The following is an 11,879-nucleotide window of genomic DNA, read 5'->3' on the forward strand; positions in this document are numbered from 1 at the left end:
AGTCTCTTATAAACAACTGTGTACAGGTCAGTATGTGATCCCTTTCACGGTGCAAAAAGCAGCATCCGGTGCACTTTTGCACCATTACAGTGCCCCACCCCGCACCGATTGCACCATTTAAGTGCAAAACGTCACTGATGGTGCATACTGATTCTGTGCAAAACCCAAGCAGAAAGGCGATTAAAGCGCTTTAGCAAAGTTGGCACAGTTTTCGCTTTAGTCTTTTCAAGGCAAAAAAAGCCAGTTTCACAGATTCGTTCCACGACGACGACAATGATAAATCCGGGAGAGTTAAGTATGTCCGCTGAACACGTTTTGACGATGCTGAATGAGCATGAAGTGAAATTCGTAGACCTGCGTTTCACTGACACCAAGGGTAAAGAACAACACGTCACCATCCCTGCTCATCAGGTAAATGCCGACTTCTTCGAAGAAGGTAAAATGTTTGACGGTTCCTCGATCGGCGGTTGGAAGGGCATCAACGAATCTGACATGGTGCTGATGCCAGACGCCAGCACTGCGGTACTGGATCCGTTCTTCGAAGAATCTACCCTGATCATTCGCTGCGACATCCTCGAGCCAGGCACCATGCAGGGCTACGATCGTGACCCGCGCTCAATCTCCAAGCGTGCAGAAGATTTCCTGCGCTCTTCCGGCATCGCAGACACCGTTCTGTTCGGACCTGAGCCAGAATTCTTCCTGTTTGACGACATTCGTTTCGGCAGCAGCATCCGCGGTTCCCACGTGGCCATCGACGATATCGAAGGCGCATGGAACTCCGGCACCCAATACGATGGCGGCAACAAAGGCCACCGTCCGGCAGTCAAAGGCGGTTACTTCCCGGTTCCTCCGGTCGATTCTTCACAGGACATCCGTTCTACCATGTGTCTGACCATGGAAGAAATGGGCCTGGTCGTTGAAGCGCACCACCACGAAGTGGCAACCGCAGGTCAGAACGAAGTGGCAACCCGCTTCAACACCATGACCAAGAAAGCCGACGAAATCCAAATCTACAAGTACGTGGTTCACAACGTGGCTCACGCATTTGGCAAAACCGCGACCTTCATGCCGAAGCCAATGTTCGGTGATAACGGTTCCGGCATGCACTGCCACATGTCGCTGTCCAAGAATGGGACTAACCTGTTCGCCGGCGACAAATACGGCGGCCTGTCTGAGACTGCCCTGTTCTACATCGGCGGTATCATCAAGCACGCTAAAGCGATCAACGCCCTGGCCAACCCGACCACCAACTCTTACAAGCGTCTGGTCCCAGGCTACGAAGCTCCGGTCATGCTGGCTTATTCTGCCCGTAACCGTTCCGCTTCCATCCGTATTCCAGTGGTTGCCAGCCCGAAAGCGCGCCGTATCGAAGCCCGTTTCCCGGATCCAGCGGCTAACCCGTACCTGTGCTTCGCGGCCCTGCTGATGGCAGGCCTGGACGGTGTGATTAACAAAATCCACCCTGGCGACGCCATGGACAAAAACCTGTATGACCTGCCACCGGAAGAAGAAGCTGAAATTCCAAAAGTTGCAGGCTCCCTGGATGAAGCGCTGGCAGCACTGAGCGAAGACCGCGAGTTCCTGACCCGTGGCGGCGTATTCACTGACGACGCTATCGATGCTTACATCGATCTGCGCAAAGAAGAGATGGACCGCGTTCGCATGACGCCACACCCGGTTGAATTCGAACTGTACTACAGCGTTTAAGTTTTACCGCGCCGTCTGCGGGCGGCGCCCAGATTTAGTTGTCTTTTTTTGTTGCCGTGGAAACTTTCAGCCCATCTTCGGATGGGTTTTTTTCTCCACCGTATTTTCTGCAAAACTATTCCATACCGCGTGCATAACGGATGGAGTAGGATAAATGCACTAAAAAGGTGCAGTCGTCTGCTATGCCCAAGAGATTTCACGGTGCAGCTAGGCGGCAACCGAGCGAACCGACAGGAGCTTGGTCTGCCAAGTGACTGGTGTGAGTAAGAGCAGCCAACAACGCTGCGTCTTGAAAGATAAAGGGCATATATGGCAACTGGCAAGCTGCCCGACGCAGGGCAGATCCTCAATTCTCTCATCAACAGTATCCTGCTGTTGGATGACTCGCTGGCGGTTCATTACGCCAATCCGGCAGCACAACAACTGCTGGCACAAAGTTCTCGTAAACTTTTCGGTACACCGTTACCCGATTTGCTCGGTTATTTCTCACTGAACGTCGATCTGATGCGTGAGAGCCTGCATGCCGGTCAGGGCTTTACCGATAACGAAGTGACCCTGGTGGTTGACGGGCGTGCGCATATCCTCTCCCTGACCGCACAGGCGCTGCCTGATGGCTATATCCTGATCGAGCTGGCGCCAATGGATAACCAACGCCGTTTGAGCCAGGAACAACTTCAGCACGCCCAGCAGGTGGCAGCCCGCGATCTGGTCCGAGGCCTGGCGCATGAAATTAAAAACCCGCTTGGCGGGTTGCGCGGTGCGGCTCAATTGCTGGCCAAGGCGCTACCCGATCCGTCGCTGACCGAATACACCAAGGTGATCATTGAGCAGGCCGATCGCCTGCGCAACCTGGTCGATCGCCTGCTCGGCCCGCAGCGACCGGGCCAGCACATAACCCAAAGCATTCATCAGGTGGCAGAGCGTGTGTGCCAACTGGTGTCGCTTGAGAAGCCGGATAACGTGACGCTGGTGCGGGACTACGACCCGAGCCTGCCTGAAATGGCGCACGACCCGGATCAAATCGAACAGGTATTGCTGAACATCACCCGCAATGCGCTGCAGGCGCTGGGAGAAACGGGCGGCACCATCACGCTGCGCACTCGTACCGCTTTCCAGATCACCCTGCACGGCACCCGCTACCGGTTAGCGGCACGTATCGACGTAGAAGATGACGGCCCCGGTGTGCCGGCGCAGTTGCAGGACACGCTATTTTACCCGATGGTCAGCGGCCGCGAAGGCGGGACCGGCCTGGGGTTATCCATCGCCCGTAATCTTATCGATCAGCATTGCGGAAAAATTGAATTTAACAGTTGGCCAGGACATACCGAATTCTCGGTTTACCTGCCTATTCGCCAGTGAGGTTTTCTATGCAACGAGGGATAGTCTGGATCGTCGATGACGATAGCTCCATCCGCTGGGTGCTTGAACGTGCGCTCACTGGAGCCGGTGTGAGCTGCGTGACCTTCGACAGTGGCAATGCGGTGCTCGAAGCCCTGGCCACGCAAACTCCTGACGTGTTGCTGTCTGACATCCGCATGCCGGGTATGGATGGCCTTGCGTTGCTCAAGCAGATCAAACAGCGTCATCCGATGCTTCCGGTCATCATAATGACCGCACATTCGGATCTCGACGCCGCCGTCAGCGCCTACCAGCAAGGGGCGTTCGATTACCTGCCGAAACCCTTTGATATCGATGAAGCCGTAGCGCTGGTAGAACGCGCCATCAGCCATTATCAGGAGCAGCAGCAGCCTGCACGCAGCCAACCGGCCAACGATCCGGTGGCAGACATCATCGGTGAAGCCCCGGCGATGCAGGACGTGTTCCGCATCATCGGGCGCCTGTCGCGTTCGTCGATCAGCGTACTGATCAACGGCGAATCAGGTACCGGTAAAGAGCTGGTTGCCCATGCCCTGCACCGTCACAGTCCGCGCGCCAAATCGCCTTTTATCGCGCTGAATATGGCGGCGATCCCCAAAGACCTGATCGAGTCCGAACTTTTCGGGCATGAAAAAGGGGCCTTTACCGGCGCCAACCAAATCCGTCAGGGTCGCTTTGAGCAGGCCGACGGCGGGACCTTGTTCCTGGATGAAATCGGCGATATGCCGCTGGATGTGCAAACCCGCTTGCTGCGGGTGCTGGCAGATGGCCAATTCTATCGGGTCGGTGGTTATGCCCCGGTGAAGGTTGACGTACGCATCATCGCCGCCACCCACCAGAACCTGGAAATGCGGGTACAGGAAGGTAAATTCCGTGAGGATTTGTTCCACCGCCTGAACGTGATCCGCGTGCACCTTCCGCCGTTGCGTGAACGCCGTGAGGATATTCCGCGTCTGGCGCGTTACTTCCTGCAGGTGGCGGCAAAGGAGCTGGGTGTGGAAGCGAAAAACCTCCACCCGGAGACTGAAACTGCACTGACGCGCCTGCCATGGCCAGGTAACGTTCGCCAGTTGGAGAACACCTGCCGTTGGTTAACCGTGATGGCCGCTGGTCAGGAGGTGCTGATTCAGGATCTGCCGAGCGAGCTGTTTGAAACCTCTGCGCCGGAAACGACCGGGCATAGCCTGCCCGACAGTTGGGCCACGCTGCTGGCACAGTGGGCAGACCGCGCGCTGCGTTCCGGTCATCAAAACCTGCTGTCGGAAGCGCAACCGGAGATGGAGCGCACCTTGCTCACCACTGCACTGCGTCATACCCAGGGGCATAAGCAGGAAGCCGCCCGTTTGCTGGGGTGGGGGCGCAATACGTTAACGCGTAAGTTGAAAGAATTGGGAATGGAATAGTTTGCGGCATTGATTATAGAAAATACAATCAAGCGCACAAAAAAACGGCTATTTCAGGCTTTACAGCCGAAGAGGCCGCAGTATGATCGGGGCGCACACCCTGGAGGCTTCCATGCTGGATTCGTTAATCGCATTCATTTCTCAAGGCGCAGAACTTGGTTCTGCCGCCAGCCACACGCCGCAGGCAGCCGTTGCTGCGGTATTGTGTGCCGCACTGATTAATTTCTTCAGTTAAAACAACGGCCGCGAAAGCGGCCGATGTTTTACTCATTAAATAACCCGAGAGAATTGCTGAGTGCGGGCCTGTTGACGCAGGTAGATATCAAAGCACATGCAAATATTGCGGATCAGTAACCGGCCACGCGGCGTAACCTGAATTCCCTGCTCGTCACGCTCCACCAGCCCATCGCGTTCAAACGGCGCCAACAATTGCAAATCCTCGGCAAAATAATCGGCAAAGTTGATGTCGAACTGACGTTCTATGGCCAGATAGTCCAGTTTGAAATTGCAGATCAGCGTTTTGATCACCTCACGCCGCAAGCAGTCGTCTTCGGTCATCGCCAGGCCTCGCCACAGTGCATGACCTTGCGCTTCAACGCTGTTGTAATAAACCTTCAGCTCTTTCTGGTTCTGCGCATAGCTGTCCCCCAGCATGCTGATGGCGGAGACACCCAGCCCCAGCAAATCACTGTCGCCCTGGGTGGTGTACCCCTGGAAGTTACGATGAAGTTTTCCTTCGCGCTGTGCCACCGCCAACTCATCGTCCGGTCGTGCGAAATGATCCATGCCGATAAACTGATAACCCGATTCGGTCAGGGAGGCTATGGTGTGCTGCAAGATATCCAGTTTCTGCTGCGCGCTCGGCAGATCTGCGTCTTTGATTTTGCGCTGGGCAGCAAACAGGTTCGGCATATGGGCATAGTTAAATACGCTCAGGCGATCGGGGCTTAGCTCTGCCACACGCTGCAGAGTGTAGGCAAAGCTCTCCGGCGTTTGCTTTGGCAAGCCGTAGATTAGATCGATATTGGTGGAATTAAAGCCAAGCGCTTTAGCGCGAGCAATCAGGGCAAAGATAAAGGCTTCATCCTGCTCGCGGTTCACCAGCCGCTGCACCTCTTTATTGAAGTCCTGCACCCCCATGCTCAGGCGATTAAAACCTTCGCTGCGTAAATGATCGAGCACATCCAGCTCAATCTCACGCGGATCGACTTCGATCGACATTTCGGCATCGGGAAGGAAATCAAAGTGTTGGCGCAGCATCGTTACCAGCTGGCTGATTTGTGCCTTGCTCAGATAGGTTGGCGTACCGCCGCCCCAGTGCATCTGGCCGACCTTACGCCCGGCAAACAACGGTGCACGTTGAGCAATCTCTTGCGCCAGCACCGCCAGATATTCATCGGCCTTGTGCGTTTGACGCGTCACCAGCTTGTTGCAACCACAGAAATAGCAGAGCTTGTGGCAGAAAGGGATATGCACGTACAGCGATAAAGGGCGCTCAGGATAACGCGCCGCGGCGCGTTGAAACGCCGCTTCGTCGTAGCTCTGGTTGAATTCCAGCGCTGTGGGGTATGAGGTGTAACGCGGCCCTGAATAGTTATATTTCTGGATCAGGGCCAGATCCCAGACAATTGCCTGCTCTGACATGCTCACTCCTTCCGATATTTTTTCCTACCGGGCCGGGAGATGGGCAGTTGTCTACGCTGTCTGGCCGCGGAAGCGCTGCGAAAACGCTTTTTGCGTTTAGACAGCCGCCATAGTTTACCGAATAACCACAGCAGATAACACATCAAGAGTAGGGCTATTGACAGGATCAGCCACATGACGCGTTAAATTACGTCTTTCGGGTTACCGCCTTTCAGCAGTTTCAGGATATCTTCCTTTTTCTCTTCTTCTTCGTCGTCTTCATCGTCGCCCAGCTCAATGCCCAGTTGTTCCATCAGGGCATCAATGCGATCCAGAGTCTGGTCAACATAACTCTGATCTTCTGCGCTCAGCGTCTCACCGTCGTCAATACGATCCAGCAGTGCGTCCAGACGCTCATCATTTTCCAGCTTCGCCAGTTCTTCTTCCGGGGACAGACGTGGTTTGGCTTCGGCCTTAGGTTTTGGCTGCGGCTTAGTTTTTGGCTTGGCTTCGACCACCAGCGCTACCGGCACTTTACTGCCAATGCGCGGATCTTTGGTCTGCGCGTCGGCCTTGTTCTTTTGATTGGCAGACTCAACCTGGGTGCGAGAACCGGAAGCAAGACCACGGCGCTTTTTCAGACGCTTGCGCTCACGGGCTTCCTGATCGAGCTCCACACGGCTTTTCTTTTTGGTTTTCGACGTCGCCGCGCTGCTGCGTGGGGCGCGAGGTGCTTTTGATGGCTGGTTCATAGCGTATGCTCTTAGGTATGTAGATTCAGTATAGAGATAGATGCTATACGATTGCGGCGGAATCTAGCAGAAAGCGAACAAAGAAAAAAGGCGGCAGGTTAAACCCGCCGCCTTTTTGCACCCTCTTTCGAAGGATATTCCTGCTACGCATTCCGTGCGCACACTCAACATCCAGGTTTTTCCTTTTGCTATAAGCGCATTCCCTGCCGCACTACTTCCTTCATCCTGAAGGGAAAATCATCCATGGCGAAATCCGTTCGTGTCCACTCTTCCTGAGTTTGCTTCCTGCGGGCATCCCAATTGCGGTAACTTCACCATCCCTGTGCTATTTGCAAATTCCGATGCAAATAGACCCATTCCTTCGGTTATTCGTCCTAGCACTCATTAGCACGTCCCGTGCTCTCCCTGAGATTTATCACCCTTCCCGGATGTTCCTTAATCCTGCAAAGCCCTGTGCTGCAACTTACTTTACGCTATCACGGGTCAGGCTCAAGGCACCTGCCCTGTAATAGGCTGATAAAAATACGCATCGGAGAATTAAATACATGTTTTATAAAAAAAAGAATAAAAACAACTTTCGAATAAAAGCGACATTACCCCCTATTCGAATGGCAAATGTCTCACAAGACTGCCCCACATAAATTGCCACACCCAACTGGCCCGGCGCTTAAAAACAGAGAAACACACCATTTTTAGCGCTGATGCAGTTATAATCGCCAACCAGTTAGCCATCCTCACGGAGACGAAAAATTTTGACCAGCAAGAATTACAATTATCATGTGACCCATTTCGTCACCAGTGCGCCCGATATTCGCCATCTGCCGGGGGATGAAGGTATTGAAGTTGCGTTCGCCGGCCGTTCTAACGCCGGTAAGTCCAGCGCGTTAAATACCCTGACCAACCAGAAAAGCCTGGCGCGTACCAGTAAAACGCCGGGGCGTACCCAGCTTATCAACCTGTTTGAAGTGGAAGAAGGCATTCGCCTGGTCGACCTGCCGGGTTATGGCTACGCCGAAGTGCCTGAAGAGATGAAACGCAAATGGCAGCGGGCGCTGGGTGAATACCTGCAAATGCGCAACTGCCTGAAAGGCCTGGTGGTGCTGATGGACATCCGCCATCCGTTGAAAGATCTCGACCAGCAGATGATCCAATGGGCTGTCGATGTCGGCACCCCGGTTCTGGTTCTGCTGACCAAAGCGGACAAACTGGCATCCGGCGCACGTAAGGCGCAACTGAATATGGTGCGTGAAGCGGTAGTGCCGTTTATGGGTGATATCCAGGTTGAGGCCTTCTCCTCGCCAAAAAAGATGGGCGTCGACAAACTGAGCCAGAAACTGAACACCTGGTTTAACGAGATCCCGCCGGAAGTGCTACCGGAAGATGATGAAGCCGCCGGCGAATAAAAAGCCGCTGCGCTGCAACAGCCGATGTGGAAACGCATCGGCTTTTTTATGCACGTTATTCGGGCGCAGGCCATTTTCGTTATCTAATTACAGTTCTGACTGAAATCCATCACAAATACTTATGATGACTTGATATTGAGAATCCGATGAGCGGGCCATTTCGGGGGAAAATCTGAAGGAAAGAGGTCGCGGGACGAATAAGAAGAACCTATGGTTTGGCTTTGTTTTTACAATAAAAAACGCCCCAGTCAATACTGACTGGGGCGGCTAAATATTCAGCCAAATCCGATTACGTGAAGTAAAAGGTCTGAAAGATAGAACATCTTACCTCTGTACCCTACGCCAGTAACTCTACATGATTTTTTCGCAGTGCAAAAGAATTTTTTGTAGTTTACTTACACAGTTTGGCGCGTAATAACGGCGAGGTTGGGGAAACAATCGCCGTATCCTGTAGCTTAATTACAAAAACTGCTTAGGTTATCGCCAGTTAGCCCATCCTTTAAGAACGAGGCCAGCGAACGGCCGCGCAATCAGTGGGCTTCGTCCCAGTTGGCTCCCACGCCGACATCCACTTTCAGTGGGACAGCCAGCGTCATGCTATTTTCCATCAGCTCGCGAATGCGTTGGTTGGAGGTTTCCAGCACCGATTCATGCACCTCGAACACCAATTCATCGTGTACCTGCATGATCATACGCACCAGCGGCTCTTCCTGAGCTTGCAACCAGGCGTCCACCTCGATCATCGCACGTTTGATGATATCGGCGGCAGTCCCTTGCATAGGGGCGTTAATCGCCGCGCGCTCGGCCGCCTTGCGACGCATGCCATTACTGGAGCTGACATCCGGCAGATAGAGACGGCGGCCGTCCAGCGTGCTTACATAGCCCTGACTGGCAGCCTGCTGGCGGGTACGCTCCATATATTCCAATACGCCCGGGTAGCGCTCGAAGTAGAGATCCATGTAGCGCTGCGCTTCACCACGCGGAATGCCCAATTGGCGTGACAGACCAAACGCGCTCATGCCATAAATCAGGCCAAAGTTAATTGCCTTGGCGCTGCGACGCTGTTCGTGGGTCACTTTATCAAGCGGCAGGCCAAATACCTCGGCTGCGGTGGCACGGTGGATATCTTCACCGGCCGCAAAGGCCTTCAGTAACCCTTCATCCTGTGACAGATGGGCCATAATGCGCAGTTCGATTTGCGAATAGTCGGCCGCAACGATGCGGTAACCCTCAGGAGCAATAAAGGCCTGGCGGATCCGGCGCCCTTCGTCGTTACGCACCGGGATATTCTGCAGGTTAGGATCGCTCGAGGAGAGACGTCCAGTAGCCGTCACCGCCTGATGATAAGAGGTATGCACCCGGCCACTGACCGGATTGATCATCAGCGGCAGCTTGTCGGTGTAGGTCGTCTTCAGCTTCGCCAAGCCACGGTATTCCAGGATCACCTTAGGCAACGGGTAATCCAACGCCAATTCGGCCAACACTTCTTCGTTAGTAGATGGGGCACCACCCGGTGTTTTCTTCAGTACCGGCAGCTTCTGCTTTTCGTAGAGGATCGCCTGCAGCTGTTTGGTTGACGCCAGATTGAAAGGCTCTTCCGCCAGTTCATGGGCCTGAATTTCCAGCTCGGCCAGGCGTTTGGTCAATTCGATGGAGTGCGTGGCCAGAATGCTTTGATCAATCAGCACCCCGGTGCGTTCGATGTGCGACAACACCGGCAACAGCGGCATTTCAATCTCATTGAATACTTTCAGCAGCTCGGCGCTTTCCTTCAATTGCGGCCACATCGCCAAATGCAATTGCAAGGTAACGTCGGCATCTTCGGCAGCGTAAGGAGCCGCCTGCTCCAGTGCAATCTGGTTGAAGGTGAGCTGTTTTTTCCCCTTGCCGGCGATCTCTTCGAAGGTCACGGTTTTATGGCCGAGGTAACGATCGGACAAGCTGTCCATATCGTGACGACCGCCCACGCTGTCCAGCACATAAGATTCCAGCATGGTGTCGAAGGCAATGCCGCGCAGGGTAATGTCGTAACGCGCCAGCAGGCCCATATCGAACTTCAGATTTTGCCCGACCTTGAGCGCTTTCTCGTCTTCCAGCAGCGGCTTCAAGGTGGCCAGCACATAATCGCGATCCAGCTGTGCCGGGGCATCGAGATAGTCATGCGCTACCGGCAAATAGGCGGCTTCGCCCGGTGCAATGGCAAACGACAGGCCAATCAAATTGGCGGTCAGGGTGTCCAAACCGTCGGTTTCGGTATCAAACGCAAATACCTCGGCTTTTTTCAGCTTTTCCAGCCACTGCGCGAAAGTATCTTCATCCAGGATGGTGACATAACCTTCTTGCGATAACGTCGCTTCGGCAGGTGCTTTGTCTGTTACGGCAGCGACTGCCGTCGCCTTTGGCGCACTGGCAGCTTTCACGCCGGCACCCTTTTTACCTTCCAGCCAAATACCGGCTTCGACATCCGCCAGCCAGCGTTTAAATTCGTATTGTTTAAACAACTGCTGCAGCACATCGACATCCAGCGCTGATACTTCGAGATCGGCGCAGGTAAGATCCAGTTCGACGTCGGTTTTGATGGTCGCCAGCTTGTAGGAGAGGTAAGCCACCTCTTTGTTCTGTTCCAGCTTGGCCGCCATGGTCTTGGCGCCGCGGAAGCTGAGCGTGGCGATACTGTCGAGGTTGGCATAGAGCGCATCCAGCCCCCCAAGCCCCTGTAGCAGCGCCTGCGCGGTTTTCTCGCCCACACCGGGTACGCCAGGGATGTTATCCGAGGAATCACCCATCAACGCCAGGAAGTCGATAATCAGCTCCGGCGGAATGCCGTACTTGTCGCACACTTCCTGTGGACCAAGGATGGTGTTGTTCATGGTGTTGATCAGGGTGACGTTCGGTGTGACCAACTGCGCCATGTCTTTATCGCCGGTGCTGATCAGCACCGCATGGCCGGCTTTTTCTGCCTCCAGTGCCAAAGTGCCAATCACATCGTCGGCTTCTACGCCGGGCGTGACCAGCAGCGGCAACCCCATCGCCTTGACCATTTTGTGCAACGGTTCGATTTGCGCGCGCAGGTCGTCCGGCATCGGCGGCCGGTGCGATTTGTATTCTGCGAACAGCTCATCGCGGAAGGTTTTTCCTTTGGCATCAAACACCACCGCAACATGGCTTGGCTGGTACTGCAGCAATAGACTGCGCAGCATGTTCAGCACGCCATACATTGCCCCGGTAGGTTCACCCGCAGAGTTGGTCAGCGGAGGGAAGGCGTGATAAGCGCGGTAGAGGTACGAGGAACCGTCAACCAGGATTAATGGGTTTTCTGCAATCTGGGCCATAGCGTTTCTTTATCGTGATCGGACATGACGGTAAGCATGCCATAGCTGGCCGCCTGAGACGAACCTTAGCGTGCATTAAGGGCGAAAATCATGTGATTCTGCAAAGCGATCCGCAAGATCCTGCCTGTGGATAACTTTGTGCATAGAAAAGACAACAAATTATAACGATGAGTTTATCGTTATAATGAGAAATAAAAATCCTATTGAAATCACTGCGTTAAACAGTGCTATTTTAACTGAAGGTTATTATCGACTTTTACACAATTTGTGGATATAACTTGC

At 54.0% G+C, this 11,879-nt stretch carries 8 protein-coding genes; 5 read left to right on the top strand and 3 right to left on the bottom strand.

What is annotated here, in order from left to right:
• The first annotated feature begins 297 nt into the window (after positions 1-297).
• The 4 genes from glnA (at position 298) to H0S68_RS24270 (ending at position 4,722) form a co-directional block, all read left to right on the top strand.
• Positions 298-1,707 (top strand): glutamate--ammonia ligase, encoded by a 1,410-nt coding sequence (gene glnA / locus H0S68_RS24255; RefSeq protein ID WP_020837667.1) that lies wholly within the window; start codon positions 298-300, stop codon positions 1,705-1,707.
• A 309-nt stretch (positions 1,708-2,016) separates the two neighbouring features.
• Positions 2,017-3,066 carry a nitrogen regulation protein NR(II) gene (gene glnL / locus H0S68_RS24260; protein WP_020837668.1) on the top strand — a complete coding sequence of 350 codons (1,050 nt, stop codon included), beginning with the start codon at positions 2,017-2,019 and terminating at the stop codon, positions 3,064-3,066.
• An 8-nt stretch (positions 3,067-3,074) separates the two neighbouring features.
• Positions 3,075-4,487 (top strand): nitrogen regulation protein NR(I), encoded by a 1,413-nt coding sequence (gene glnG, locus H0S68_RS24265; RefSeq protein ID WP_041415118.1) that lies wholly within the window; start codon positions 3,075-3,077, stop codon positions 4,485-4,487.
• Between the two features lie 112 nt (positions 4,488-4,599).
• Positions 4,600-4,722 (top strand): YshB family small membrane protein, encoded by a 123-nt coding sequence (locus tag H0S68_RS24270; protein ID WP_139285489.1) that lies wholly within the window; start codon positions 4,600-4,602, stop codon positions 4,720-4,722.
• A 35-nt stretch (positions 4,723-4,757) separates the two neighbouring features.
• Here H0S68_RS24270 and hemN read toward each other — a convergent pair whose 3' ends face one another.
• Positions 4,758-6,131: an oxygen-independent coproporphyrinogen III oxidase gene (gene hemN / locus H0S68_RS24275; protein ID WP_128865457.1), complete on the bottom strand. Its 1,374-nt coding sequence runs from the start codon at positions 6,129-6,131 to the stop codon at positions 4,758-4,760.
• A 182-nt stretch (positions 6,132-6,313) separates the two neighbouring features.
• On the bottom strand, positions 6,314-6,862 hold the full coding sequence (gene yihI, locus H0S68_RS24280; protein ID WP_261110665.1) for a Der GTPase-activating protein YihI: 549 nt from the start codon (positions 6,860-6,862) through the stop codon (positions 6,314-6,316).
• Positions 6,863-7,614: 752 nt separating this feature from the next.
• Here yihI and yihA point away from each other — a divergent pair.
• Positions 7,615-8,265, top strand: coding sequence for a ribosome biogenesis GTP-binding protein YihA/YsxC (gene yihA, locus H0S68_RS24285; protein ID WP_046374857.1), 651 nt, complete (start codon positions 7,615-7,617; stop codon positions 8,263-8,265).
• Between the two features lie 530 nt (positions 8,266-8,795).
• On the opposite strand, the gene polA is transcribed toward yihA, so the two are convergent.
• Positions 8,796-11,597 carry a DNA polymerase I gene (gene polA, locus H0S68_RS24290; protein ID WP_410529062.1) on the bottom strand — a complete coding sequence of 934 codons (2,802 nt, stop codon included), beginning with the start codon at positions 11,595-11,597 and terminating at the stop codon, positions 8,796-8,798.
• Positions 11,598-11,879: the final 282 nt, after the last annotated feature.

Source organism: Serratia sp. AXJ-M (assembly GCF_046531865.1).
Classification (GTDB): Bacteria; Pseudomonadota; Gammaproteobacteria; order Enterobacterales; family Enterobacteriaceae; genus Serratia; species Serratia liquefaciens.

Bases quoted from the DNA above. Each gene is read 5' to 3' on its own strand.
- yihI (WP_261110665.1), bottom strand. From the start codon at position 6,862: ATGAACCAGCCATCAAAAGCACCTCGCGCCCCACGCAGCAGCGCGGCG.
- glnA (WP_020837667.1), top strand. From the start codon at position 298: ATGTCCGCTGAACACGTTTTGACGATGCTGAATGAGCATGAAGTGAAA.
- polA (WP_410529062.1), bottom strand. From the start codon at position 11,597: ATGGCCCAGATTGCAGAAAACCCATTAATCCTGGTTGACGGTTCCTCG.
- glnL (WP_020837668.1), top strand. From the start codon at position 2,017: ATGGCAACTGGCAAGCTGCCCGACGCAGGGCAGATCCTCAATTCTCTC.
- H0S68_RS24270 (WP_139285489.1), top strand. From the start codon at position 4,600: ATGCTGGATTCGTTAATCGCATTCATTTCTCAAGGCGCAGAACTTGGT.
- hemN (WP_128865457.1), bottom strand. From the start codon at position 6,131: ATGTCAGAGCAGGCAATTGTCTGGGATCTGGCCCTGATCCAGAAATAT.
- glnG (WP_041415118.1), top strand. From the start codon at position 3,075: ATGCAACGAGGGATAGTCTGGATCGTCGATGACGATAGCTCCATCCGC.